Below are 26,137 nucleotides of genomic sequence, written 5' to 3' on the forward strand. Positions count from 1 at the left end.
TGCGCCTCATGAGTATCGCCGCCTGTGCCGACGTTGTTGTCGCTGGCGCCGACCTGAAGCCGGATCAGCACCCAGTCATCGCCGGTGAAGTGTTTCACACCGGTGTGGCCCAGGTGTCCGGCAAGCTGACTGAGTTCATCACCGTCCTGCTTAACCCGGTGCCACCGAGCGTGGCCGCCCGGGGAAAGGACGAGGCGGTCAGCACAGCGCAGTGAAGAACGGCAGCTACGTCGACTACTTGTTCGGCGTGGCCACCGGCTGGCTTGGCTGGCCGCCTGACACCGCGTGGCACACCCCCATTCCGCAAATCATGCTCGCTCTGGATGCTCGGCTTGATTGGACCGGACGAGGGCAGGGCCAAGGCCAGGGGCAAGCCCCGGCGTCCCCGCAGAAGCGTGAAAGCGTTGCGGACAAGTTGAAGAGCTTCCTGCGAGGGCGGCCCAAACAGTAGACAGCGTGCCGCCTCCGTGCGGTTTTTTGTGCTTGGAGATTTGCATGGCCGACCAACAAGTCCAGGGGATGCTGGTCCAGATCGAGGCCACCACGGCACAGCTGCGCCGCGAGCTGGCCAGCGCGGACCAGGTGGTGGCACGCACCGCCCAGTCGATCGACCGCAACCTTGAGCAGGTTGACTCTGCGTTCGACACCGCTGGTGTTGCTGCTCAGAGGGCTGGGGGGCTGATGCGTGGCGCCTTTGCCGCCGTCGCAGGTGCCGGCCTGATTGGCAGCATCATTCAGCAGGTTGACGCCTACGGTCAGATGTCCGACCGCATGAAGGCCGCAGCCGGCAGCGCTGGTGAGTACCAGGCGGTGCAGGAGCACCTGCTGCAAACTGCTCAGGAAACCTACCGGCCACTGGCTGAGGCCCAAGAGCTGTACATCCGCACCGCAGATGTGATGCGCAGTCTGGGATTCAACACCCAGCAGACGCTGGATATCACCGACAGCTTCAGCTTCCTGCTCGTGACCAACGCTGCCGCTGCCGACAAGGCCGGCTCCGCACTGGATGCCTACTCCAAGGCATTGCAGACCGGAAAAGTTGAAGCGGATGGCTGGGTGTCCATTCAGGACGCCATGCCCACCATCGTCACTGCCATCGCCACTGCCACAGGCAAGAGCGCGGAGGAGATCAGAAAGCTCGGCGTCCAGGGCAAGCTGTCGCTCGATGATATCAATACCGGCCTGCTGCGCACCGTGGAGGCCAACCGCAAGGCTGCGGCCGACATGTCCACCAGCGTCCAGGACGCGATGGTGAACATCAGCAACGCCATTCAGACATTCCTGGGTGAGATGGAGGAGCAAACCGGCATAGTCGCAGGCTTGGCAAACGTGCTAATTGCGCTGGCGGACAACGTGGATCTGGTGGCCGTGGCCATGGGCGGCGTCGGTGCTGCGGCCCTGACCAACTATGTGGCCAAGTCTGGGATGGCAATCCAGGCGGCACGGGCTGACCGTGCGGCGCGTATTGCCCAGGCCGAGGCAGTTTTGCAGGCGGCCATCGCCGATCAGCGCAAGGCCCAAACCGCAACCATCCTGGCCGCTCGCGAGGCTGCGGCAGCGCAAGGCACTGCGGTTCAGACGCAGATGTCGATCCAACTGGCTCAGGCGCGGCAGAGAGAAGCCGCTGCTACTGCAGCGGTAGCAACTGCCCAGAGTGGCCTTCGATCTGTCAGCGCCGGCTTGCTTGGTGTACTGGGCGGACCGATGGGCCTGGCCCTGCTAGCAGGTACCGCAGCGGCCAGCTTCCTGTTGTTGCGCGATAACGCAGATCGGGCGGGCATCAGCCTCGAAGAGATGCATAAGCCGGTCTCGCAGTTGCGGGAAGAGTTCGCGAAGCTCAACAAGGACCAGCGCGAAGCGTCGTTGGTCAAGTGGCAGCAGGAACAGATAACTTCTGCAGACAAGGTCAAGGATGCATACGGCGACCTGGCCCAGTCCATCCGATCTGCTGTAGTCACTGCGCCGGCGCGTGACTCCGGTGGCCAATACAACCGCCAGCTTGCCGAATACCAAGGCCTGATTGACCGTTTAAACGAAGCACGCTCCGCCGGTCAGGGGTTGTCGCCAATCCTGCAGGAGGTCGGCGCTCGACTACAGCTTCCGGCCGGAACCCTGCAGCAGTGGATCACCCAGGCTGGCGCTGTCAGCGATGCCGATCAGCGTTCAGGCCTGATTGCCGAAACCCTGCGGGTGCTCACCGGGGTCACCGAAGAAAACACCTCGGCCACCCAGGCGAACAATGCCGCGAAGGTCGGCATGAGCTCGGCAGGGCAGACCTACCTGGAAACGCTCCAGAAGCAGCTGGCAGGCCTGCAGGATAATGGCGACGCGACGAGAATCGCCAACCGCTACATCGAGGAAAACGCCGACCTCACCGAAACAGATCGCCAGGCGATCCTCTCGGCTGCCAGCGCGATCGAGTCGCAGAAGAAGGCCAACAAGGATGCCACCGAGGGCAGCAAGGACCGCGCGAAGGCGCTAAAGGATGAGATCAAGGCCCTCGACGCGATCATCGACCGTGCGTTGCCCGAGAAAAAGCGGCTGGAGGATCTGGCGGAGGGCGTGCAGGGGCTTCGTAAGGCGCAAGCCGCAGGCAAGATCACCGCCGCCGAGATGGAGCTCGGCATCAAGAACCTCAACACGGCCTATGCCGATCCCGTCCTGCAGAAGCGAGCCGAGGAAGAGCGGAAGCTTGCCGAGGTGCGGCGTAACAGTGCCGAGGCCTATCGCAAGGCGATGGAAGTGGTCCTGCAGACCCGTCAGGACGCAATCAATGCGGATGTGGCCGGCGTAAGTATGGGCGATGACCAGCGTGAAGAGGCCGACCGGTTAAACACCGTCCGGCAGAAATATGCGGAGGCGCGTCGACAACTGGAGGAGCAGCAAGAGGACGTGTCGCGCCGGCTCAGCCAGGACGCCTACCAGCAGCGGCTGGCAGACCTCGCCGACTACCAGGCGCGTGAGTTGCAGATGGAGGTCGACGGCTTCGAAGCCAGATTGCAGGCGCAGCGCGACTACCGAAACGGCGCTAAGCGGGCTTGGGCCAACATCCAGGCTGACGCAGCGAACGTGGCTGGCGCAACTGACGACATGCTCACCACCGGTTTCAATACGGCACGTGACGCTGTGGCCGACTTTGCCATGACGGGGAAGGCCAACTTCAAGAGCTTCACCGTTAGCGTGCTCTCGGATATGGCCAGGATCGCCAGTCAACAAGCAGCAAGCTCATTACTGAGTGGGCTTGTGGGGCTGGGGGTATCGGCAGTCGGCAGCTACTTCGGCGGCGGGTCAGGCAACGGCATGACTCCGGGCTCTGCCGGAGCGATCTCCTCTAACCTGGGCGCATCCCAGGCTGGCTATGGAAGCACGTATTTTCCGCAGGCCTTGGGTGGCGCCTGGTCGAACGGTGTGCAGATGTTCGCCAAAGGCGCCGGGTTCGCCACCAACAATATTTTGAACACGCCGACCATGTTCGGCATGGGCAATGGCGGGCTGGGAGTCGCTGGTGAGGATGGGCCTGAGGCGATCATGCCTTTGGCACGCGGGCCTGACGGATCGCTGGGCGTACAGATGGTCGGCGGCTCCGCGAGCGGAGGCACATTGGTGCAGATTGATGCTCCTATGTATTTAACCGTTCCGGATAGGAGCGACGAGGGTATGGAGCTTGATAGCACTGCGCTTCAGCAGAATTTGCAGAAGCAGATGCAGGGTGTAGCTGAGCGAGCCATTACCGACTCTTGGCGCGCCGGTGGCGTGAGCTATCGAAACAGCAACGGGAGACGCTGATGGCGATCGAAACATTTACCTGGACTCCTGACGACGAGGCCGGCGGTGACAGCACCCTGCGGACTCGGACATCACAGTTCGGTGACAACTATGCCCAAGTGTCCACCGATGGCTTGAACGCCGAAACAGACAGCTGGTCGCTTTCGTTCGGCGGCTTGGCGGACGAGGTCGCGCCCATCCTGGTCTTCATTAGACGGCACCGGGGCGCTACCGCGTTCTTGTGGACCAATCCCGAGGGTGTACTCGGCATGTACCGCTGCAAGGCCTTTCGGCAGCAGCGCAAGCCGGGTGGGGTGGTGGTGCTGACGGCAACCTTTGAGAGAGCGTTTCATCCATGAGCTTGATCACTCAGCTGCAGAAGCTGGAACCGGGCGCGGAAATCCTGCTGTTCGAACTGGACGGCTCCGATTTCGGAGCGGACACGCTGCGATTTCATGGGCATGCGATACCGCACACGCCTCAGGAGCTTGCAGCGGCTGGCGCGAACGCCGATCAGCTGCCGGCCAAGTCGATCTGGTGGCAGGGGAGCGAGTACGGGGCCTGGCCGATGCAAATCGATGGCATTGAAGCCAATTCGGACGGCACCGCCGTGCGGCCCACGCTGACCGTAGGCAACGTCAACGGCAGGATCACAGCGCTATGCCTGGCCTTCGACAACCTGCTCGAGTTCAAGCTGACCATGCGTCACACCATGGCGCGCTACTTAGACGCGGCAAACTTCCCCGCCGGCAACCTGGAGGCAGACCCTACCGAAGAAGCGATCGAGGTCTGGTACATCGATCAAAAGGTGTCGGAGAGCGGTACCACGGTCGCCTGGGAGCTCGCTAGCCCTGGCGATGTCGGCGGCGAGACCATTGGCCGGCAGATGACCCAGCTGTGCCACTGGGCGATGACCGCCGGCTACCGCGGCCCCAACTGCGGATACACCGGCCCCTACTTCGACCTCGATGGAAACGCCCCGGGCGACTCGGCCAAGGACCAGTGCAATGGCTGTCTGGACTCAGGCTGCACAGTTCGCTTTGGCCAGGGCAACCAGCTGCCCTTCGGCGGGTTCCCGGCCGTTTCCCTGATCGCACGGAGCTGACCATGCGCAAACACATCCTCGCCGCCGTGCAAGCGCACGCCGCGGCGGAATACCCGCGCGAGTGCTGCGGCCTGATCATCACCGTCGGCCGCTCCCACAGGTACATCCCATGTGACAACACCGCGACCGATCCCGCCGACGAGTTCCGCATCGCGCCGGAGCAGTACGCGGCAATTGAAGACCAAGGCGAAGTGCTCGGCATCGTGCACTCGCACCCGGATGCTACCAGCAGGCCCTCGCCGCGTGACCTGGCCATGTGTGAGGCCACAGGCTTGCCCTGGCACATCCTGTCGTGGCCTGAAGGTGATTTGCGCAGCATTACCCCTACCGGCCACACGCCGTTGTTGGGTAGGCCATTCGTGCACGGCGCCTGGGACTGCTGGCAGGTGTGTGCGGATTGGTACAAGCGCGTATGGGGTCTGGAGTTCCCAGCTTATGCTCGGGAGGATGGCTGGTGGGAGAAGGCTGACGGCCCGAGCTTGTACGAGCAGGCCTTCGAGGAAGCCGGCTTTTATCAGGTAAGCCAGCCGCAACGCGGTGACATGATCGTCATGGCGGTTGGTCGTACCGTTCACCCGAATCACGCTGGCATCTACCTAGGTGCCGATGCGAAGCTACCTGAGGAGCATGGGCAGGTATTCGGCCCGGGCCCATTCATTCTGCACCACCTGCTCGGCAGACCATCAGAAATCATCGTGTTCGGCGGGCCTTGGCTCGACCGGACGCGCCTTGTGTTGCGTCATCTGGACTCGAAGTGAAGCGGCTAGGCCGCATGGAGGAGGGCATGAGCAACCAGAAGGCTGATGCTGTGGCGGTGAGCCGACTCGAAACGAGAATCGACCCTAGAGCCATAGTTGCTCCTGTGAAGCCTCCGGTGCCCTGCAATTGGGACGACTGCGAAGTCATCCCCTTGAAGCAGGACGGGCCTTGGGACGCCAGAGAGCTGCTATTTGTCGGGCTTAGTAGTGAACTCAAACCTGAAGGTGTTTGAGTCGAAGTCCATGACAAGCACACCGTTGCTCAGAAACTGCATACCTAGGATTGCATCATAGTGACGGCCGTTTTTACGCAGCGGGACAGACGTAAACTCGGCCGCTTGCTTGTAGTGCGTCGATGATCCTTGGAGGATGAAAAGAGCTGGGTAAACTGGCTCAATTGTTGTTGCTGATGCAGAGTGGACGGTCATGGTCCGCTCACTAAGAAAACCATTCTGATGCGCAAAATCTTCGTCGATGTAAACTCCCTCAGCCCCTGTGTCGATCAGCGCAGTTATTTCATGAAGGGGCGTGCCCGCTATCGGATCGAATGGGCTCGAGGGCAGTGCGGGCTGTAACAATAATTTAACCACGGGAGTGATCGGATTTCGCTCAGCGATATCAGACAGCCGATCCCCCTGTTGAAGAAAGTAAATTGGGGCCCCTTTTCCTTGGGCATTGGCGCTGCTCACATCATCCTCCTAAGTGTTTCCATGGGCTTTCCGGCAACGGACCGGGGCGTTTCGTTGGAGGTGCAACGCTACTATGGCGAAATGATGGCGCGGTACTGGTATTCCATCCACACTGGATGGGTGGACAGGGTGATGATGACGTGGCACGCTGCGCGACTCTGTGGAGCATGCTTGGAGTATCGTTAGTGGTCAGCGCGCAAGAAAGCCGGAATCAGTGCATCAAGAGTATGGGCGCGGATCTTGGGGCGATGTACTACGACCTCAACGATCAACTGCTTGAGACCCTTTTGCTGTGGAAGCAATACGAGCAGCTTTTTTGTGTGGACCAAGCAACTGTGCAGGTTTTGAATGATTCAGCGCCTACGTTCTTCGGCGTTGTACAGGCACAGTTCTGGGATGCGGTGATGCTGGGGATTTCCAGGCTTACTGATCCCGCTATGACGGGAAAGAAGCCAAACCTTTCAATCAGTGCCATCCCACCGATCATCAGTGATACGCAAGTCCGAGCCCAGGTGGAAAGCGCAGTCGCTACCGCCTTGATTGACGCGGAGTTTGCGCGTGAGCATCGCAACAAGCGTATTGCACACAATGACCTAGTCCACATTCAAGGGCTTGCGGCAAGCCCGCTGTCCCCTGCAAGTCGTCTGAAGATCAAGGCTGCATTGAGCTCGGTGTGTGCAGTTCTTGAGATCCTGAACGGTCACTACCGACAGTCCGTAATGCTCTATGACGATCTCATTTACGATGGAGGGGCCGGGAGCGTGGTTCACCTCTTGGAGGACGGCCTCAGGCATCAGGATTGTGATTCGGCAGAATAGTTGATCAGCCCAGCCTCGCGCTGGGCTTTTTGCATCTGCTGTCGCGAATTTCGATTTCCCGTAAACTGCCCGGCCTATCCACCATTCAAGGAATGAGACCGTGGCATCCAATCACACCGTTACCTGCCCTCACTGCATTACCGAAGTGCCGTGGGGCGCTCGTGTATGCCGAGGTTGCCAAGCCGAGATCGAGTACGGCACGCCTCGTGGCATTACTGCCTTCCTAGGGATCCTCTGCCTGATCGCGGGCTGGTATGCCGCCAAGGTCTTTCACCTCTACATCACCGACAACTCGACAGTCCTCTGGGCGGTGTTCGGGATCGTCTTCGGAGGGCTGGCCTTGGCTTGCACGAGGTTCTGTAGGCGCCGGTATGCCCACAAGACCATGTTCAAGCGTTTCTACCGGAAATAGGGGATCACATGCGAATTCTGATCGGTGCTGTGGGGCTAGCGTTGCTGGCGGGGTGCGTGACGACCGCAGACTTGGAAGGCAACGAGCCCTCGATTAGCGCGATAACGAAGAAAGAACCAAAGCAGTATGCTCTGTGTGTATTTCCTAAGTGGCAGGCCGCCAGGACGGAATCCTCCATGGTCGAGACCGAAAACGGTTATCGCTTATGGGTGGCGAATAGCAGCATGGCAGACGAGCTGCTTGATATCACTAGAACAGCGACTGGCAGCTCTATAGCTCTGCGACAGCGTATGCCGTGGTCAGCCATGCCTGGTCGTTCAGCTGTGGAGCGAGCTGTCAGAACATGTCTTTGAGTCACTCATCACAAACCGCCTTAGGGCGGTTTTTTTATGCCTGGAGGAATCATGGCAACCGCAGCGGCCGACTATCAACCAATGACCATCATCAAACTGTCCGGCTCGCTGGCACAGAAGTTCGGGCGCACGCATCGTCGTCAGATTGACAGCGGCGAGACCTGGGAAGTCTTCAAAGCCTTGAAAGCCACGGTCCAAGGCTTCGAAGAGGAGATCAGACGGCTCGATGGACTAGGGTTACGCTTCGCTATCTTCCGTAATCGAAAGAACATTGGCATGGATGAGTTGAGCCGTCGAGGCACTCACGAGGTACGCATCGTGCCTGTTGTTCATGGCAGCAAACGCGGAGGGATTCTTCAAACCATCATTGGCATAGCCTTGATGGTGTCGTCCATATGGCTAGGCCCGTCCGCATTCTATGCTGGTCTTTCTATGACGCTGGGCGGAGTCGTCCAGATGCTCAGCCCCCAGGCTAAGGGACTATCCCAGAGTGCCGCCCCTGAAAACTTGCCGTCCTACGCCTTCGGCAATGCCAAGAATACAACGGCAAGCGGAAACCCCGTCCCGATCTGCATCGGGGACCGCCGTTGGGGGGGAGCAATCATCTCGGCATCTACCTACCCCGAAGACAAGATCTGAAGAAACCACCGAATTCCAGCCGCCTCCGGGCGGTTTTTTATTGCCTGGAGGAAAGCATGGGTGCTACAGCTCATATGGACATTGCCGGCGCCAAAGGCGGTGAGAGTAAGCCTAAGACGCCGGTCGAAGCCCCTGACAGCCTGCAGTCCACGATCATCGCCAAGATGCTGATCGCTGTAGGTGAGGGCGAGTTTGACGGAACCCCGAGCGATCGTGACATCTATCTCGATAACACCCCGATCATGGATGCTAGTGGTAGCGTGAACTTCCCCGGCGTGAAGTGGGAGTGGCGACGTGGCACGGTGGAGCAGGACTACATCCAGGGCCTGCCCGCGATCGAGAACGAGACTACGGTCAATGTCGAACTGCGCAGCGACAACCCTTTCGTCCGTGCGCTCAGCAACGCTCAGCTATCTGCCGTGCGCGTGCGCATGTCCTGGGATCGACTCGCCAGTCAAGATAGCAACGGCAACACAAACGGCTATCGGATTGAGTATGCAATTGATGTGTCCACGGATGGCGGCGCTTATGTGGAGGCCCACCGCGGCGCCGTGGACGGGAAAACCACTAACGGATACCAGCGGTCTGTACGCGTCGACCTGCCAGCTGCGACATCGGGATGGCAGTTCCGCGTCCGACGCCTCACGCCGAACGCCAACAGCGGAACCGTGGCCGACAAGATGATGATTGCGGGCTATACCGAGATCATCGACGAAAAGCTGCGCTACCCGAACACTGCTCTGCTGTACATCGAATTTGATGCTCAGCAATTCACCAACATTCCAACGGTAACAGTTAAGTGCCGGGCGCGCCGCTGGCCAGTGCCAACAAATTATGACCCAGACACCCGCACCTATACTGGCGTTTGGGATGGCACCTTCAAGCAGGCATGGACCAATAACCCTGCGTTCGTCAGCTATGGCCTGTGCGTCGAGGACCGTTTCGGCCTGGGCAAGCGCATCAAATCCTGGATGGTCGACAAGTGGGAGATGTACCGCATCGCTCAGTACTGCGACCAGCAGGTGCCGAACGGGCAGGGCGGGCAAGAGCCTCGCTTCCTGTGTGATATGAATCTGCAGGGCCGCGCCGAGGCCTGGACCCTGCTGCGCGACCTGTCGGCAATCTACCGTGGCATGGTGTATTGGGCCCACGGCTCGCTGTTCATGCAGGCAGACATGCCGCGCGCCCAGGACATCGACTACGTGTTCACCCGGGCCAACGTCATCGACGGAGAGTTCGTCTATGGTGGCGCCGAGCGTAACACCCATTACAGTCGGGCCCTGGTCAGCTACGACAACCCGGCGAACAACTACGACACTGACGTCATCCCGGTGACCGACAACGCGCTTCAACGCCGGTACCGTGATCGTCCGGTTGAGATATCGGCCATCGGCTGCACCCGCGCCTCCGAAGCGCAGCGCCGCGGAAAGTGGGCTCTGCTGAGCAATAGTCAAGACCGTACTGTCACCTTCAAGACCGGCATGGAGGGCCGCATCCCGCTCCCTGGCTATGTCATTCCTGTGGCGGATGAGCTGGTGGCTGGCCGCCCGAACGGTGGCCGGATTTCGTCGGCAGCCGGGCGCGTCGTGACGCTGGACCGTGATACGCCGATCAAGGCCGGCGACCGTCTGATCCTGAACCTGCCGAACGGCACCGCGCAGGCGCGAACTGTACAGTCGGTTGCCGGGCGCGCAGTGACGGTGACTACCGCATACAGCGTGCAGCCAGAGCCAGAACTGCAGTGGGCGATTGATTACGACGACCTGGCTGTCCAGCTGTTCCGGGTGCTGAAGACTACGCGCACCCAGGAAGGTGACTACGAGATCACCGCGCTCGAGTTCAATCCGAGCAAGTTTGCGGCCATCGACACCGGCGCCAAGCTGGACGAGCGCCCGATCAGTGTCATCCCGGTGACGACCGTGCAGCCACCGGCCAGCGTTACCCTGACTTCGGCCTACGCCGTGGATCAAGGTATTGGCGTGAACACCATGACCATTTCCTGGCCAGCAGTGCAGGGGGCCGTCGCCTATGACGTGGAATGGCGCAAGGACAATGGCAATTGGGTTCGAGTACAACGCACCGGCGCGGCTTCTGTCGATGTGGTGGGTATCTATGCGGGGGCCTACCTGGCGCGTGTGCGCGCTGTGAGCTCGTTCGATATCACGTCGACCTGGCGCGACTCCATGCTGACCCAGTTAAAGGGTAAGGAAGTTCTACCGCCAGCAGTTGCATTCCTCACTACCACGCCGCTGGTATTCGGCACCCGACTGAACTGGGGCTTCCCGGCTGGCGCAGAGGACACTGAGCGCACCGAGATTTGGCAGGGCACAACTGCCAAGCGCGAAGAGGCGAGCAAGCTGGGGGACTTTGCTTTTCCGCAAGCTGAGCACGAAGTTCACGGTCTCGCGGCTGGTGTCTCGTTCTTCTACTGGGCGCGCCTGATCGACCGCAGCGGGAACGTTGGACCATGGTACCCAACCGGCGTTGGCGTGAACGGCCAGGCCAGCAGCAACCAGTCCGAGTATGAGGAATACTTCAAGGACAAAATCAGTAACGGTTCCCTGTACCCGGCACTGCGCGACGAGATCGCCCTCATCTCTGGTCCACCCGATCTCCCGGGGTCGGTCAACAACCGTCTGGAAGAACTGGACGAGCAGGTCACCGAGATCACCGACCAACTGGGCGAGGCGGTCACGCAGGTTCAATCCAACCTCGACACCGCGACTCAACAGGCTCAGCAAGCGATCGACCAGGTGGCCGAGGCCGCCCGGCAGGTGCAACAGGACCTCGACGAAGCCACGCAAGACCTGCAGGGCCAAATCGACAGCGTCAGCCAGATCGCCAAGTCGCTGCCGTACAACGCCGACAAAACCTACACGTCTGGCCAGACTGTGCTGGGGACCGATGGCAAGCTGTACCAGGCGTCGAAGGCGGTACCGAAAAACACCGCGCCGCCGAATACCAGCTATTGGACTGATGTCGGCCAGGTTGTGCAGTCGGCGAACGGGCTTGCCGCCCGCGTGCAGACCGTGGAGACCAAGGTTACCAACCTGGAGGGCACCACCACTTCGCAAGCCACCCAGCTCACCGGCTTGCAGTCCAGCCTGACCACCACCAACCAGAACGTCACGGCGGCTCAGCAAGCGGCGCAGGATGCGGCGACCCTCGCGGGCGGCAAGGGCAAGGTCATTGTCCAGGCTGCAGCGCCTGCTGTTGCTGACCGCCTGGCGCAGAATCTCTGGATCGATACCACCAGCAACGCCAACACGCCGAAACGCTGGAGTGGCAGCGCTTGGGTGGCGGTCACCGACAAGGTCGCGACGGATGCAGCCTCTGCAGCAGCAAATGCACTGACTGTGGCGCAGACCAAAGCCGATGCTTCGGTGGTCAACCACCTGTCGACCCGGGTCACTGATGCTGAGGGGGTAATTACGTCGCAGGGCCAGGCTATGACCGGCCTGCAGAACAGCTTGGTCACGACCAACCAGAACGTGTCGGCCGCCCAGCAGGCTGCGCAGGATGCGTCCACCCTGGCGGGCGGGAAGGGCAAAGTGATCGTGCAATCTGCTGCCCCGGCTGCCGCTGATCGACTGGCGCAGAACCTCTGGATCGATACCACAGGCAACGCCAACACACCCAAGCGGTGGAGCGGCAGCGCCTGGGTGGCGGTGACGGACAAGGTGGCGACCGATGCTGCAGCCGCCGCGGCCAATGCATTGTCGGTCGCGCAGACCAAAGCCGATGCCTCGGCTGTTGATTCGTTGTCCACGACCGTGACTCAGCAGGGCAACACCATTACGTCGCAGGGCCAGGCACTCACTGGACTCAACAACAGCTTGACCACCACCAACCAGAACGTTACTGCGGCGCAGCAGGCAGCCCAATCTGCTTCCGACCTGGCCGGCGGTAAGGGCAAGGTTCTGTTCCAAGCAACAACACCGGCGGTTGCTGATCGGGCGGCCCAGAACCTCTGGATCGACACCACCGGCAACGCCAACACTCCGAAACGCTGGAACGGTAGTGCCTGGGTAGCTGTGACCGATAAAGTGGCCACTGATGCGGCGGCTGCCGCTGCTGCAGCAAGCGCGCTGGCGCAGACCAAGGCCGACGCCTCGACAGTGACCGCGTTGTCCAATACGGTGACCCAGCAGGGCAGCACGATCACCGCCCAAGGCCAGGCCCTCACGAACATCCAGGCCAGCATCGGGAACATCTCCGGTGAGAACCTGCTGCTGGACCCATCTTTCTCCAGCAGTAACGGCGTCAACGCCCAGCCCGGCATCCTGGTGCTGAACCGAAGCGATGCCAGCGTGCCGGCAGGTGCGCCCACGGCGCGCGTGGTGAAGTGGGACGTGCCCGCCAGTACGGGGAACACCTATGTTGGATTTACGTCTGCCCTCAACGTCAGGCCTCCTGAGAACTCCAATGCGACACAGATCGCGGTGGCGGCCGGAGAGGTCTTTGATTTTGAGCTGGTGCTGCACAGTGAGAAGGCCAGGCAGTTCGGCCTATGGGCGCAGTACTACGCATTGGACGGATCTTCTGTTACCCATGGCTGGGTCCAGCAGGGCGGGGATGGCTTCAACATTGCCACCACCGCAGGTCAGTGGGTGAAGCTGACGGGTATGGTGACGGTCCCGGCAGGCGCCGTGCGCCTGGCGATGACGGTTCGCATGTCTACCGGCGACGCCTTGGTTGCTTACATGGCCGCCCCGGCCGTACGCAAGCGTGCCGCCCAGACCAATGCGCTGGCGTCTGCTACGCAGTCTCTGGATGCGCGGGTCGCGCAGACCGAGGCCGGCCTGACCTCGCAGAGCTCGTCGATCATCTCCCTGCAGAGCAGCCTGACGACTACGAACCAAAACGTCACCGCCGCGCAGCAGGCTGCCCAGGCAGCATCCGACCTGGCGGGCAGCAAGGGCAAGGTGATCGTGCAAACGGCTACCCCTCCGGTGCCTGACCGCCTCGCGCAAAACCTGTGGATCGACACCACAGGCGGCGCCAACACGCCTAAGCGGTGGAGTGGGTCTGCCTGGGTAGCGGTAACGGACAAAGTTGCCACGGATGCGGCAGCTGCGGCCGCTAACGCTCTGGCCCTGGCTCAGACCAAGGCCGATGCAACTGCGGTGAACAACTTGGGTACCCGGGTAACCAGCGCTGAAGGCAAGATCGAAGCGCAGGGATCCGCGCTAACTAATGTGCAGGCAGCGGTGGGCGATATCGCGGGCAACGGGGCCAACCTGGTGCCAGCCGAATACGCTGTGTTTGGCCCGGCAGTACCCGCTCTGGTGATGGGCGGGGGCCAGGCTGCCACGGTTGAAGCTGATCCGCACGGTTTCAACGGCTATGTGCTGCGCTTGCTTCAAACCTCCGGTACCGGCACCACGTACTTTGCGCCGAGCAACATCTACTCGGGGGCAAACATCGCCCTCAAAAACAAGAAGTACATCCTGGCTTGGGACGCCAAAAGTACTTCTGGGGCCAAGCAGATGCAGGTCAGCCTGCGGACTATTGCTGCCGACGGTGCCGTGAGGTTCGTACCTGGTCAGGATGTCGCCATTACCGATCAGTGGGGCCGGTACAGCGCCGTGTTTGACCTGACCAGCACTGCTTTCGTAGCTGATCGGATGGTGGTGTGCATATCTGCGTCGCCCAACCCGAAGGATGGAATCGCGGTACTGGTAGACCGCATCATGCTCGAGGAGCAGGTCGGGGCCGGCACAACCCCGTCGACCTTCAACATTGGCAACAGTGCTGGTCAGGTCGGCGCCTTGGCCAACTCGGTCAACCAGCTCGATGCCCGGGTGGTGCAGACGGAAACGGGGCTGACCTCGCAAGGGATCGCGCTGACCGGCCTGCAAAACAGCCTGACCACGACCAATCAGAACGTCACTGCTGCCCAACAAGCAGCACAGGCGGCGTCCGATCTAGCGGGTGGGAAGGGTAAGGTCATGTATCAGTCCACGGCCCCGGCAGTAGCGGATCGCCTGCCGCAGAACCTCTGGATTGATACAACCGGCAGCGCGAACACGCCGAAACGCTGGAGCGGGACTGCATGGGTGGCGGTTACCGACAAGGTGGCCACGGATGCAGCTTCGGCGGCAGCCAGTGCGCTGTCCCAAGTGGCGACGAAAGCCGATGCCTCGACTGTGCAACAACTAAGCAACACAGTTTCGCAGCAGGGGCAGACGGTGACCGCCCAGGGGCAGGCGATTACCAACATCCAGACATCGGTTGGCAACTCATCGCAGGACAATCTGCTGCGCAACCCCGACTTCAATGCCGCCGGCGATTTGGTCAACAACAGTACCGCTGACTTCAAGATGGAGTACTTCAGCAAGACGGATGCGGGTGTACCAGCTGCAGCACCTGCAAATCGACTGCTTTGTATGTCCAAGTTGCGGGATGTATCTGGATGGGGCGGTCAGGCGCTGGTGTTCACCAACGGCAGCGTGCGCACCGCCGCGACGCCGGGGGAAGTCCTTAACGTGGAATGCCAGATGTTCTGCGAACATGCGACGACCAACGCGGGCAAGATCGCTATCACGTACTGGATCGACAGTGCTACCAGCGTCAGCGGCAACGTTCGAATCCTCGGCTACAGGGCTGCTGATGGGGGGTGGCAGAAGCTTGGCGTTCAAGTGACCGTGCCAGCTCAGACAACCGAAATTTCGTTGTACGTTGTGCCTGACGGTCCTGCCGTCGTCGGCTTCAAGATGTGGGTCGCGAACTTGAAAATCGCCAGGCAGGGGGCTGGCGAAGCGGCGCTTGCATCGGCCACGCAGCAGCTTGATTCCCGGGTGAGCCAGACCGAGTCGGGGTTGACCTCCCAAGGTTCGGCAATCACGAACCTCACCAACAGCCTCTCTACTACCAACCAGAGCGTCACCGCAGCGCAGCAGGCCGCGCAGGCAGCTTCAGACCTGGCCGGCGGCAAGGGCAAAGTGATCATCCAGAGCGCGACGCCTGCCACGGCTGACCGCTTGGCGCAGAACCTCTGGATCGATACCACGGGCAACGCCAACACACCCAAGCGGTGGAGCGGCAGCGCCTGGGTGGCGGTGACGGACAAGGTGGCAACGGACGCCGCCACTGCTGCAGCAAGCGCTTTGAGCCAGGTTGCCGCCAAGGCTGACGCATCAACGGTCCAGGCACTGACCAACACGGTCACCCAGCAGGGATCGACAATCACGGCGCAAGGAAGCGAGATCACCAACATCAAGGCATCGGTTGGCGTTCTGTCGGCTGAAAACCTGCTGTTCAACCCGGCATTCGCAGATGGCCCGGTGTTCTCTGGCTCTCCAGCGTTCGCCGTGCTGGCGCGCAATGACGCCTCGGTGCCATCTGGGGCGCCGTCGCCCCGGGTGGTGAAGTGGCCCGTGGCAACGTCCACCGGCAACAACTACCTGGGCTTTCAAAGCGCCCTCAACGTCCGGCCTCCCGAGAATGCGGTGACTTCGCAAATCTCTGTTGCGGGCGGCGAGGTCTATGACTTCGAGCTGTATGCCTACAGCTCAATGGCGCGTCAGCATGGGTTGTGGATTCAGTTCTATGATCTCGAAGGCACGAGCGTCGGTCACAACTGGGTGGTTGCAGCGGGCGATGGGGTTCGTCTCACAAACGTTGCGCAAACCTGGACGAAGCTGACTGGGCAGGCCACCGTGCCGGCTGGATGCGTGCGTATGGCGATGACCTTCCGCGTGTCGGTGGGTGATGCCACCGATGTGTTCCTGTCCTCGCCAATTGCACGCAAGCGCGGCGGTCAGGACAATGCCCAGGCCAGCGCACTGCAATCGGTCGACGCCCGTGTTTCGGTGACAGAGGGCGCGGTCTCCAGCCAGGGATCAGCCCTCACCCAGCTGAACAACGCCGTGGCGGGCAAAGCGGACAACACTGCGCTGCAGAGCCTGCAGGGTACCGTGACACAGCAGGGCAACACGCTGAGCTCGCAGGGGCAGGCCGTTACCCAGCTGCAGAGCTCGATCGGCGGGATTGGGGGAAGCGGCACCAACCTGCTGGCGGATGACTACAGCTGGCTGACTTCTACCACGCTTCCGGCTACGGCCGTCGGCAGTGGTGTGACGCGAGAAGGCGTGGCTTTGCCGGACGCTGACTCCGGCTTCGGCTACCTGGCTGGGAGCAGCACCAATAGCTTCCTCATGCTGAGCCCGACCAACAACCTGGCTGGCTGGAACGTGCGGATCGAGCCTGGCGTGTACCTGGTGTCTATGTACATCCAGTGCAGCGCTGCCACCAACGGGCGTGTCTCGCTGTACAACGGTACGCATCGGTATGGGCCCACGCTTGCCCTGCCGACGACGCGGACACGCGTGACCTTCCCGGTCACCGTCACGGATAGCGCCAAGGTCGGCATCACCATCTACTTCAACATGAGCGCTGTTTCCGGGCTCACGGCCATCATCGATTCGGTGATGATCGAGAAGCGGGTGGGGGAGAGCAACACGCCCTCGCCGTTCGTAGCGGGCCCTTCCGCGCGGGCGGTGAGTGGTCAGGCCACGGCCATCAGCCAACTGAACACCACGGTGAACCAGCAAGGGACGGCGATCACCGCGCAGGCCAGCCGCTTGGATGGGCTGTATGTTCAGGTGAACCCGGAAATGGAGGGCGACAGCACCGGCTTGGCTGGTGCCACCGGCAGCCTGGTTGGTGTCTGGACCGAGCAGTCGGCTCGGATCGAGGATGGCGTTGCCATGGGCAAGCGGGTGGACACGGTCCAGTCGCAAGTCGGCGGCGTAGAAGGCTCGGTACAGGCCGTGAGCGCCTCGGTGCAGCAGGTCTCCGAGACTATTGCCGGCGTAGATGGGCGCGTTTCCGCCATGACCACGATCAAGGCTGAAACCATTGCCGACGGGCGCCGCGTGATGGCGGGGCTTGCGCTGGGCAGTAATGGAGAAACTGCTGAGATCCTGGCCTACGCGCAGCGCTTTGCGATTGTGGATGAGTCGTCTGGACAGGTGACCCTGCCGTTTGTTGTTTCGAACGGTCAGGTGTTCATCAACCAAGCGGTGATCAATCAGGCGTTCATCCAGAACATCGTGGCCGGCATGACGATTCGCTCGCAAGCAGTCAACTCACAAGGACTTCCCCTTCTGGAGCTGAACTTTGTGACGGGTGCTGTGAGTATCAGGGGGCAGGATGCCAATGGATCGACGCTGCTGAACAACGCCGGGCTGTACGTTTACGACGCCAATGGCATCGAGCGCACGGCGGTAGGGAGGCTTACCTGATGGCTGATCTATATGGGCTCCGGACGCGGGATGCGTCTGGGGTCATCACCCTCGACACCACGATCACCTCGGTGCGATCTCTGAAGATGATGCAGGTGACCGGCAACGGCGAATTCGACCAGTACATCTCGATTCCCGAGATTCAGGCGCAATCCTTCGTGGTCGTGGACGCGTTGTATGACGGAGGAGAGAACACCACCAGTCCTCAGGCCTGGTTCTCGACGGGGCAGTTACAACTTAGGCAGCCCTACGCCCGCACCTGGCAAGTGATGATTCTCTCGTTGGGCGGCGAGCCATTCCCAGCACCAGGCTCCTACGGCATGCGCGCTTCGAACAACAACATTCGAACGCAGATTGACTCGGTCAACCAGGTGCTGACAGTTCGCTATAACGGGAGATTCAACATTGGTTTCCAAGGACCGGGGAGCGGAAGCCAGATCCAGTGGGCTGATGTGACCTTCGCTGCGCCCATCACCACGTACGAGAGGCCTTTAGTCTTCCTGAACGCTGACAACTATATGATGGTGGGTAATTTTTCGGTGAAGGGTGGCCCTGGGAACTGGACAGGGTTCAGGTTGAAGGCTTGGAACAACCAAGTGGCGCACGGCGAAACTGCACTCTATCCGATGATGATCAACTGGTATTGCGCGAGCTACCTGACGCCATCCACGCCACCGGGAGAGTTTGGGGCATCGGTCCGGAACAGCGCAGGTAGCAGGACCTTCGTCACCACCGCCAACCTCGCTCTGCTAAATGGGCAGCCAGCCTCAAGCTCATTTGTTCAAGCGGGCGATCCGATTGTAGGTGGACCCTATTACTCGCCAAGTCAGCAGATGCCCTGGACAGGGAGCTATCAGGACTACGTCTTGGCCAATGCGCTGTTTTCAGTGACCAACATCGGGCAAACCTCACAGCCGCTACGTACTAACTATGGCGGTTTCCTGCCCGGTAACCGGTCGATCTTGCAGATGTATTGCGATAACGGATCGGGTATCAACCCGCTTACGGCCAATGGGCGGACGCTGTTTGCCTCCAGGCCAATGAAACCTCTTTAAGGAGTCGACATGGCGAAACAAACAATCAATCTCGGCAACGCGCCTAGCGGTGCCGGCGGCGATGACCGCCGAAGCGCCTGGGTTAAGGCCATTGCAAACTTCGATGAGATTTATGCAGCGCTTGGAGGCAACTCCATCCCTGCAGCGCTGCCGATTGCAAAGGGTGGAACAGGCGGCACTACGGCGGCCACAGCCAAAGCGTCCCTCGGTATCGGTGATCTAGGGGTCGGGCAAAGCTGGCAAGACAGAACACCACAGCGCTCCTTGGGCACTACCTATACGAATACCACCGGCAAGCCAATTCAAGTTTCTGTCTTCGGTGGGCCCGCGAGTGGTGGCGGAGTTGGTTATCAGGTTGCGGTTGGCGGGGCGGTGGCAGGGATCGGATGTTACTCATACGCATCCGGACAATATATTGCGTCTCAGACCATTATCGTTCCTCCCGCTGCAACTTATAACGTGTCGGTTCTGAACGGGACTGCCCCCGTTCTTTACTGGCGAGAACTCACAAGCTGAGGGTCGAAGCATGGGCCATAAATATCTAGTCAATGATCTTACGGGGCAGGTCTTTGCGTTCGAGGAAGACGGCAGCCAAGACGAATTCATACCTCCAGGTTTGAGACTGATGGGGCCTCGGGAGATTGATCGCCATCTCAATCCGGAGCCGTCCTACTGGACGAACGGCAGCGACTTAATACTTTCATCTGGTGTCGTCCCCGGATGGCGCTTTGCGACTTCAGCCGAGGTGGAGGCGTTACGGCCGAGCATGCAACTGCGCGAGGCAACAGAGAAAATTGCAGTTCTGCGCCAGGCCGCTGATTACGCCATAGCCCCGCTGCAAGATGCGGTGGATCTTGAGGAGGCCATGCCGGGCGAGGTTGACGCCCTGAAGGCTTGGAGGCGCTACCGTGTCGCGCTAAATCGCTTGGTTGATCAGCCAGGTTATCCCGACGAGATCGACTGGCCCGAAGTGCCGGCCTGACTCACCGCAACACCCAAACCCAACCGCCATCCGGCGGTATTTTTTTGCCCGGAGAAAACTCATGCCTTTCATCGTCATCGACACCACAAACGACTACAACCCAATCAACAAGCGCCAGTTCGCTACTGAGGGCGAGGCCGAAACAGCTGCAACCCAAGAGTTGCAGAGCAACCCGAGGGTGGTTCTGTCCACCGCCAAGGTGATCAAGGTCTTCAAGGCGGAGGTGACGGTCACCGCTCAGGCGCCGGACGAGGTCGAGCCGGAAGCTTCGCCAGAGGAGGCTACTGAATGAGTACTCCTCGCGGCGTCCGGAATCACAACCCCGGCAATATCGATTTCAACCCCCGCAACGCCTGGCAGGGCCAGCTCGGCGTAGAGGTGGGTGTTCCCAAGCCCCGATTCGCGCGCTTCGATCATCCTGAAAACGGCATCCGTGCCTTGGCCAAGCTTCTGCTTAACTACCGCGGCAAAGACGGGATGCCAGGTGTGGGCCGCCTTGGTATCGATACCCCCCTGGAGTTCATCAGCCGATGGGCGCCGGCCAGCGAGAACAACACCCTGGCCTATGCGCAGGCCATCGCCAAGCGGCTCGGGGTCGGGGTGCGCGACTCCATCGACATTTCCAAGCGCGCCGTTCTGCGTGAGGCCGTCCTAGGCATCATCATCCATGAGAACGGCGGCAACCCATACAAGGCCGAAGTGATCGACGAGGGCGTGCGGAGGGCCCTGGCTTCATGAACCCGTGGGCTGGAGTTGCCGCAGTCCTGGTGCTTTTAGCTTCCCACTGGGCGGCCTATGAGCACGGTCGCTCAGTGGAGCTTGCCCAGGCCGGCCAGCAATCAGCGAAGCGGGACAGCGGCGACCGGCTCGCCGAAGTGATTGGTGAGCGATCGGCGCGCCAGGAAGAACATCGGAGCGCAGATGCGCAGCAAGAGGCGAGGCTAAAGGCCCATGAAGAAAGAACGATTGCTAATGCTGGCGCTGCTGACGCCGATGCTGCTGGCCAGCGGCTGCGCAGGGACGCCACCCAGCTCGCTGCCGCCATCAGTTGCACCGGCGCGGATACCGCCGCTGTCGCCCGAGGCCAGGCAGCCACCCGCGCCGCCATGGTGCTCTCCAACCTGCTCGCACGGGCTGATGCTCGAGCGGGAGAACTGGCGAAAGCTTATGACCGAGCCCAAATAGCAGGTCAGCAGTGCGAGCGAGAGTACGACTCGTTGGTAAGGCGGACACCGCGGTCATAGCTTTGCTTGGAGGAGCGTGACCGTACGGTCAAAAAGAAGTGAATTTTTCGCCCGCTTTGTAGCTCCATTGACGGTGATTCTAAGGAGGAGAGTCCAATGGCAGAGAATAAGCTTTTCATAATTGAGTATGAGCTTCACGGTGATTACCGGACCTTCATCCTCCGGCAGGAACGAATGGACAACGCTGAGGCTTGGCATTGGGCGAGTTGCGATGCTGGAGTTGGCGTGATTCCCAGGTTCGGTCAACACAACATCAAGAAGGTCAGTCGCCCAATGGCTGAGCGCTATGGGATCTCCAAGGTGCGGTGGCGCCCTACTGGGCAAGGCCCTGAGTTTGTGGCGCCTGCAGTTGATATGAAGAAGTTTTCCGCCGCTCCTTGAAGTCCACACTCCTGAGAGGGTGTGCCAGGGCGGCATCCGCCCTGGTGCTTCCAATTGATGTGGCCAAATGCCGCCATCGACTGATGATTCTGAAGCTGAAACACTCATAGCCTCATCGTAGCTGGAGAACCAGATGAAACTTGACCAGGATCAGCTGTCTTTGTCAGGACTGACTGTAGTAATTGTCGAAGATGATGAGATTCTTCGAGCATTGCTGGTAGCGATCTTGGCTGAGATGGGAGCCACCTGTGTGGCGTTCGGCAATGCCGAGGACGCCCTTATTCATCTCCTTGCATCTCAGGGTGCCTGCTCCCTGATGATTGTCGATCACTTTATTCCAGGTTGCATCAAGGGAATGGAATTTATCTCTATGGTTCATCAAAAATGGCCAGGGGTCCCAGCGATTTTGACCTCCGGTTCGCCATTGGATGTGTCGACTATCACACCACCCGTCAGCTATCTTTTTAAGCCTTGGTCCATCGAGGAGCTTATTACGGCTACCAGCCGCGCGCTAGCACCGGCTACGCGTACCAGCTCAGCCCAGTAAGCTCCGTGATCAACCTATCGCTGATGACCGTCTTTCGTGAGTCCATCCGAGGTTGCGAGCGGAGATGGCTCGTGCTCGCATTCACTTCCCATGGCTCGATATTCCTTTCGAAGCTCGTGAATTTGTCGATTGTCGAGCGCTTCTAGATCTAGTACTGACCTTTCAGCAGACTTGGTTGCTCTTATGAGCTCGTCAAGCTTAACGTGAATGATGTCATTATCTCGGTTCTGCGTATTTTGAATCAGGAATACCATCAAAAAGGTAATGATCGTCGTTGAGGTATTGATGATCAGCTGCCAGGTATCGTTGTAGTGGAACCACGGCCCTGACACTGCCCAGAAAATGATGAGGGAAACGGCGATCAGAAAGGTCCGCGGTCGGCCAGAGTTTTTCGCCAGCCATTGGCAGAACTGTGCAAATTTCATAACGTAGCTCCAAGCAGACTCAGTGTGTATGACCCCTGCGATTCTTGGAAATCTTTTCTTACAGAGACGACGATTGGTCATTCGTGTTGAAAGCTAGCCCTGCGGCGTCACGCAGGGCAGCCCTGTTTTACTTCTCTAGAGTGGCCGCTTGGTTACCACCTTCTTCGGCAATCGCCGAAAGCTTTTCGTCTGCAGCTTTTTCTTCGGCAAGCGTATCGACAAGTAGATCAACAGCTTCCTTGATTCCCAGATGCTTTGCCATAGCGATCAGCGTCCCATAAGCTGCAATCTCATAGTGCTCCACCTTCTGACTGGCGCCAATCAGCGCAGCATCCAGAACTGGGCCCTTTTCAATCTCGTCCAGTAGTTCTTTGCCCTCCTCGAGCAAGCCCTCCATTGCGACGCACTTCATCCGCTTGAGCTTCAATCCTGCCTTTTCGACCAATTGGTCGATGCGTTCGATCTGCCCGTGGGTCTCTTCGAGATGGGAAGTAAAGGCCTCAGCAAGCAGCGGATTGGTGGCAGCGCGAGCCAACCTTGGCAACGCTTTGGTGATTTGTTTCTCGGCGCTGTAGACATCAGAGAGCTCATGGATGAACAGGTCTTCAACAGTCTTACGTGCAGGCATGTCTTATCTCCTTGTATCAACGGGCTTCAATGTGGGCGCTGACGGGAACACCCGATTTATTGGAGAGCAGCGTCTGGAAAAAGTGCGGATCATTTCTGCCATCCATACAACCCGCTAGTGCGCCCATGATCCGCAAGTAAGGTCAGATAGGGTACGTCCTAGCGCGGCCCGGGGTTGCGAGAACGCCTGGATGGGGTGGTAACCCTGTCTAAAAACTGCCTCAAGCTTCTCGCTGTTACCGAACCAAAGCTGCCGTGACTGGCTGCTATCAGAAACTGATGTCAGTTTCGGGGAATAATCGAGATCTTGCCGTTTCGCTCGACGATAGCAAATTTGATCTGCTCGACGCGTTCGATGCCTTGGCTGTCCCTGGCCGACTCAAGGATATCGTCCTCTGTTAGCCTTGCCCGGCGCATGCGCTGGTGTAGAAAGCGTCCCTGTTCCACCACCAATGTGGCATGGCCGTCGAGCAGGCGTGCCAAAGGTCTGGAATTAAGCTTGGCCAACGACAGACCGACATCCAGCACAATCAGCGTAGCAATCACCAAGATAGCGTTGGTAAAGGAAAAGTCTTCCCCGAGCAACGCCTGCTGAGTTGCTTCGCCAATGATCAGTAGCAGCACGAAGTCGAATGTGGTTAGGTCTGCCAGCGAGCGCCTGCCAGCCACGCGAAAAAGCAACATCAGCGCAACATACATGCCTGCCGCACGAAGGATGGAGTCCATATCACGCTCCTAGGGGTACAGGAAGGTTGAAAAGTTTACCGCGCTGGCCTGGCCTGCCCTGACAATGCCTTCAAGGATGCCAACATGCTCGCTGCGCAGGGTCAGATAGAGTGTGGCGATACCGTCTTTGCCGGTTCCAAGTTCCAGCAGAAGCGCCTCTCCATGAGACCGCGACATCTGCGGCTGGGGCTGCATGGTCTCGATGCTGGCGGTCTGCAGCAATGTTCCGCCCAGCAGCACTATCACCTGCTCCCCCGGGGCGCCGCGAACTGTGATTCGCAAATTATCGATGCTGCCTGTACGGCTGAGCCGCTGATAGTCGACCTCTATACGGCCGTCGGTACTCACGGCTTGGGCGTCGCTGAGCGGACCGTTGCCAAATAACCCGGCAAGCGCAAGCATCACGAGCAGCACCAGCGTGTACCATCCAACCCGTTCAAAGCGCCATACACGGTGCTGCATGGGCATGTCTTCATCGACCGGATGGTGCCTTGAGATCAGCTCGTCTTCGTTCATGGCCGTTGCCCTCAGGCGCGCTCACCACGCAGCCAGCGCTGATGGTAGTGCGCTAGATGTGACAACCAGTCAAGCGCCTCGAATGCTAGGTCTTTAGGCATAGTGGCTCATCCGACTGCTGTTTTGCGATGGACGTGTTGCAGCCGAAGTTGGTTCAGTGTGCGTGGCGTCCATTCATCTGCGCCGGACCAAGCTGCCTGAACTTTGAGCGGCCCGCAGGCTTCCCTGTTATACGAGGCCACGGGTTTTCGTGGCCTGCTCACTTGAATATGAGAGGCGGTTATGACCGAGCCTGTGACGTATTTCTGGATCGCCGTAGCGGTGATCATTCTGCTTGTCGATTTGTGGGCCATCGTCAGTGTCTTTCGGAGTGACAAGACCGAGTCGACCAAAGCGATGTGGGCCCTGCTACTCCTAGCACTGCCTATCGTCGGCTTAGCTATCTGGGGGATCATGGGGCCACGCGGCATCAAGCGGGGGACGGGGCCATCTTCCCCAGAGCACAGTAAGGGCTGATGCCGTTCGGCTTGACCATCAGCTCTAATTCCGCGAAGGAGGCTACTATTTGTAGAGAAACTAGTCAGGTAGGGTTATGGACAAGCGTACTTTTGTAGGAATGGTTCAGGCCGGCGAGTCGCTGATTCAGCAGGCGGTGGACGCATTGCGTGCCTACCACGAGGCCCAAGATCGTGGCGAACCAGCTGAAGAGGTCGAGCGCCTGCACTTGCTTGCCGAGTCTCTGTTCCAGGCAGTGTCCGATTATCAGCTTCGCGTCATAGCCAAGGCCCGGGGCACGGATCTGCCGCCTCTTCATTGATCCGCCGATCGGCAGTTGTCCGGTGCCGGGATTAATCGCTACGATACTGTATCTTTATACAGTGTCGGTGCCCCATGTATTTCCTCCTCGTCCGCCGCCGAGTGAATGGCGTGGCCATCCCCGCCGGGCAGCTCAGTAAGATTCAGCCGCTGCGCGCCGACGTTCACATCGGCGACCACCATAGCGAGCCTCTGGGCCGTGTGTCCACCCAGGCTTGGATCTTCAACCCTACGCCGGGGCCGGACGTGATACCCCGGTTGCACGACGCCAAGGTCAACGGTATGGCCCAGCTCGGGATCAATATCAACGGGGTAGAGGAGGTCGAGGGCGTGCTGTATGCGCAGTCTTGGTGGTGCCGGGCAGAATGATGGCCGGGATACCGCAGGCTTGGCTGGATGAACTGAACGACCGATTCGCTCTGTTCACCGATCCCGATGGGCGCGCCGCTGTGCTAGATGAGATGGCTTATGCCGCGCACCGTCGGCGTGAGGTCAGCTGTGAGAACCTGGTCGACATGCTGGAATTATCCGAGGCTGCAAGGGCCTGGGGATTGATGGAGTTCGAAGAGGCCTTTCACATCGGCCCGTTCAAGTTCGAATTGTGGGAGGAGGGGGGCAGGTGACGACCCAAGAGGGATCGTGGTCGGCAGAACGCCTGGATGGGGGGCTAAAACTGTCTAAAACTGCTCGAAAGCTTCTTGATTTTACTGGGCGAAAGTCGCTGAACCTAGCCTAACCGTAATGACAGGCCAAAAGCGTAGGCCGCTTGTGGCGCGGCCTGAGACTAGAATCTCACGCTACTGCTGCAGTACCGGAAGCTAGTAGCAGCCGTAGCTGTGCAGGTGGAGCGATATGCGTTCCCGCGAGAGTCTGTGCCGCAACTGATTTTGGTCGCAACTAGCAGGATCTGGACATTCTTGTATTGGATTGCAAATCCGGGAAACGGCTTGGCCTAGGCCTCGAACTGCAAGCCATTCTTGGGCCAATTCTTGGGCCAATGCATGCGTTTTTGTGCGTTCTTGAGAGGCTGA

General features: G+C 59.8%; 25 protein-coding genes and 2 pseudogenes. 22 read left to right on the forward strand and 5 right to left on the reverse strand.

Annotated elements, in window-relative coordinates; all coding sequences use genetic code 11:
- From HP546_RS04590 to HP546_RS04610, 6 genes and pseudogenes are all read left to right on the forward strand, one after another.
- Positions 1 to 215 (forward strand): annotated as a pseudogene (locus HP546_RS04590) (hypothetical protein); the annotation flags it as partial.
- The gene (locus tag HP546_RS31290) at positions 212 to 451 is read left to right on the forward strand and encodes a hypothetical protein (protein WP_019471626.1); all 240 of its coding nucleotides are present in this window, start codon (positions 212 to 214) and stop codon (positions 449 to 451) included. The pseudogene HP546_RS04590 and the gene HP546_RS31290, both read left to right, overlap by 4 nt.
- Positions 452 to 495: 44 nt before the next feature.
- Complete coding sequence (locus tag HP546_RS04595) at positions 496 to 3,786, forward strand: phage tail tape measure protein (RefSeq protein ID WP_172220337.1); 3,291 nt, start codon at positions 496 to 498, stop codon at positions 3,784 to 3,786.
- Positions 3,786 to 4,124 carry a phage tail protein gene (locus HP546_RS04600; RefSeq protein WP_019471628.1) on the forward strand — a complete coding sequence of 113 codons (339 nt, stop codon included), beginning with the start codon at positions 3,786 to 3,788 and terminating at the stop codon, positions 4,122 to 4,124. The genes HP546_RS04595 and HP546_RS04600 overlap by 1 nt, the downstream gene beginning before the upstream one ends.
- A complete protein-coding gene (locus HP546_RS04605) occupies positions 4,121 to 4,870 on the forward strand; it encodes a phage minor tail protein L (RefSeq protein WP_172220340.1) in 750 nt (249 codons plus the stop codon). Before HP546_RS04600 ends, HP546_RS04605 begins: the two co-directional genes overlap by 4 nt.
- A gap of 2 nt (positions 4,871 to 4,872) precedes the next feature.
- Positions 4,873 to 5,628, forward strand: a complete 756-nt coding sequence (locus HP546_RS04610; RefSeq protein ID WP_019471630.1) for a C40 family peptidase — start codon at positions 4,873 to 4,875, stop codon at positions 5,626 to 5,628.
- Between the two features lie 188 nt (positions 5,629 to 5,816).
- Here HP546_RS04610 and HP546_RS04615 read toward each other — a convergent pair whose 3' ends face one another.
- The gene (locus HP546_RS04615) at positions 5,817 to 6,317 is read right to left on the reverse strand and encodes a retropepsin-like aspartic protease (RefSeq protein ID WP_019471631.1); all 501 of its coding nucleotides are present in this window, start codon (positions 6,315 to 6,317) and stop codon (positions 5,817 to 5,819) included.
- A 185-nt stretch (positions 6,318 to 6,502) separates the two neighbouring features.
- On the opposite strand from HP546_RS04615, the gene HP546_RS04620 reads away from it, so the two are divergent.
- The 12 genes from HP546_RS04620 (at position 6,503) to HP546_RS04680 (ending at position 21,996) form a co-directional block, all read left to right on the forward strand.
- The gene (locus tag HP546_RS04620) at positions 6,503 to 7,135 is read left to right on the forward strand and encodes a hypothetical protein (RefSeq protein WP_155412673.1); all 633 of its coding nucleotides are present in this window, start codon (positions 6,503 to 6,505) and stop codon (positions 7,133 to 7,135) included.
- Positions 7,136 to 7,235: 100 nt separating this feature from the next.
- Positions 7,236 to 7,547, forward strand: a complete 312-nt coding sequence (locus tag HP546_RS04625; RefSeq protein ID WP_019471633.1) for a hypothetical protein — start codon at positions 7,236 to 7,238, stop codon at positions 7,545 to 7,547.
- Between the two features lie 404 nt (positions 7,548 to 7,951).
- Positions 7,952 to 8,539: a tail assembly protein gene (locus HP546_RS04630; RefSeq protein WP_019471634.1), complete on the forward strand. Its 588-nt coding sequence runs from the start codon at positions 7,952 to 7,954 to the stop codon at positions 8,537 to 8,539.
- A gap of 56 nt (positions 8,540 to 8,595) precedes the next feature.
- Positions 8,596 to 17,787, forward strand: coding sequence for a DUF1983 domain-containing protein (locus tag HP546_RS31295; RefSeq protein WP_256678425.1), 9,192 nt, complete (start codon positions 8,596 to 8,598; stop codon positions 17,785 to 17,787).
- Positions 17,787 to 18,842 carry a hypothetical protein gene (locus tag HP546_RS04645; RefSeq protein WP_172220343.1) on the forward strand — a complete coding sequence of 352 codons (1,056 nt, stop codon included), beginning with the start codon at positions 17,787 to 17,789 and terminating at the stop codon, positions 18,840 to 18,842. Before HP546_RS31295 ends, HP546_RS04645 begins: the two co-directional genes overlap by 1 nt.
- A gap of 9 nt (positions 18,843 to 18,851) precedes the next feature.
- The gene (locus HP546_RS04650; protein WP_155412674.1) at positions 18,852 to 19,358 is read left to right on the forward strand and encodes a hypothetical protein; all 507 of its coding nucleotides are present in this window, start codon (positions 18,852 to 18,854) and stop codon (positions 19,356 to 19,358) included.
- 10 nt (positions 19,359 to 19,368) lie between these two features.
- On the forward strand, positions 19,369 to 19,824 hold the full coding sequence (locus tag HP546_RS04655; protein ID WP_019471637.1) for a tail fiber assembly protein: 456 nt from the start codon (positions 19,369 to 19,371) through the stop codon (positions 19,822 to 19,824).
- A 61-nt stretch (positions 19,825 to 19,885) separates the two neighbouring features.
- Positions 19,886 to 20,116 carry a hypothetical protein gene (locus HP546_RS04660; RefSeq protein WP_019471638.1) on the forward strand — a complete coding sequence of 77 codons (231 nt, stop codon included), beginning with the start codon at positions 19,886 to 19,888 and terminating at the stop codon, positions 20,114 to 20,116.
- Entirely contained in the window at positions 20,113 to 20,562 is a 450-nt protein-coding gene (locus tag HP546_RS04665) for a structural protein (RefSeq protein ID WP_019471639.1), read from the forward strand. Before HP546_RS04660 ends, HP546_RS04665 begins: the two co-directional genes overlap by 4 nt.
- Positions 20,559 to 21,068: a DUF2514 domain-containing protein gene (locus tag HP546_RS04670; RefSeq protein WP_172220346.1), complete on the forward strand. Its 510-nt coding sequence runs from the start codon at positions 20,559 to 20,561 to the stop codon at positions 21,066 to 21,068. Before HP546_RS04665 ends, HP546_RS04670 begins: the two co-directional genes overlap by 4 nt.
- A 96-nt stretch (positions 21,069 to 21,164) precedes the next feature.
- Positions 21,165 to 21,449 (forward strand): DUF6555 family protein, encoded by a 285-nt coding sequence (locus HP546_RS04675; RefSeq protein WP_019471641.1) that lies wholly within the window; start codon positions 21,165 to 21,167, stop codon positions 21,447 to 21,449.
- A 133-nt stretch (positions 21,450 to 21,582) separates the two neighbouring features.
- Positions 21,583 to 21,996: a response regulator gene (locus HP546_RS04680; protein WP_019471642.1), complete on the forward strand. Its 414-nt coding sequence runs from the start codon at positions 21,583 to 21,585 to the stop codon at positions 21,994 to 21,996.
- A 14-nt stretch (positions 21,997 to 22,010) separates the two neighbouring features.
- Here HP546_RS04680 and HP546_RS04685 read toward each other — a convergent pair whose 3' ends face one another.
- The 4 genes from HP546_RS04685 to HP546_RS04700 form a co-directional block, all read right to left on the reverse strand.
- Positions 22,011 to 22,421, reverse strand: a complete 411-nt coding sequence (locus tag HP546_RS04685; protein WP_019471643.1) for a low affinity iron permease family protein — start codon at positions 22,419 to 22,421, stop codon at positions 22,011 to 22,013.
- A gap of 127 nt (positions 22,422 to 22,548) precedes the next feature.
- A complete protein-coding gene (locus tag HP546_RS04690; protein ID WP_019471644.1) occupies positions 22,549 to 23,049 on the reverse strand; it encodes a ferritin-like domain-containing protein in 501 nt (166 codons plus the stop codon).
- 281 nt (positions 23,050 to 23,330) lie between these two features.
- The gene (locus tag HP546_RS04695; protein WP_019471645.1) at positions 23,331 to 23,774 is read right to left on the reverse strand and encodes a DUF421 domain-containing protein; all 444 of its coding nucleotides are present in this window, start codon (positions 23,772 to 23,774) and stop codon (positions 23,331 to 23,333) included.
- 9 nt (positions 23,775 to 23,783) lie between these two features.
- The gene (locus HP546_RS04700; protein WP_019471646.1) at positions 23,784 to 24,290 is read right to left on the reverse strand and encodes a hypothetical protein; all 507 of its coding nucleotides are present in this window, start codon (positions 24,288 to 24,290) and stop codon (positions 23,784 to 23,786) included.
- 282 nt (positions 24,291 to 24,572) lie between these two features.
- Between HP546_RS04700 and HP546_RS04705 the strand changes: the two genes are divergently transcribed.
- From HP546_RS04705 to HP546_RS04720, 4 genes and pseudogenes are all read left to right on the forward strand, one after another.
- Positions 24,573 to 24,806 (forward strand): PLDc N-terminal domain-containing protein, encoded by a 234-nt coding sequence (locus HP546_RS04705; protein ID WP_016485738.1) that lies wholly within the window; start codon positions 24,573 to 24,575, stop codon positions 24,804 to 24,806.
- Between the two features lie 76 nt (positions 24,807 to 24,882).
- Positions 24,883 to 25,107: a hypothetical protein gene (locus HP546_RS04710; protein WP_172220349.1), complete on the forward strand. Its 225-nt coding sequence runs from the start codon at positions 24,883 to 24,885 to the stop codon at positions 25,105 to 25,107.
- Positions 25,108 to 25,181: 74 nt separating this feature from the next.
- Complete coding sequence (locus HP546_RS04715; RefSeq protein ID WP_172220352.1) at positions 25,182 to 25,475, forward strand: hypothetical protein; 294 nt, start codon at positions 25,182 to 25,184, stop codon at positions 25,473 to 25,475.
- Positions 25,472 to 25,787 (forward strand): annotated as a pseudogene (locus HP546_RS04720) (hypothetical protein). Before HP546_RS04715 ends, HP546_RS04720 begins: the two are co-directional and overlap by 4 nt.
- Positions 25,788 to 26,137: the final 350 nt, after the last annotated feature.

The organism is Pseudomonas sp. CM25 (assembly GCF_013179705.1).
In the GTDB taxonomy this organism is placed as follows: domain Bacteria; phylum Pseudomonadota; class Gammaproteobacteria; order Pseudomonadales; family Pseudomonadaceae; genus Aquipseudomonas.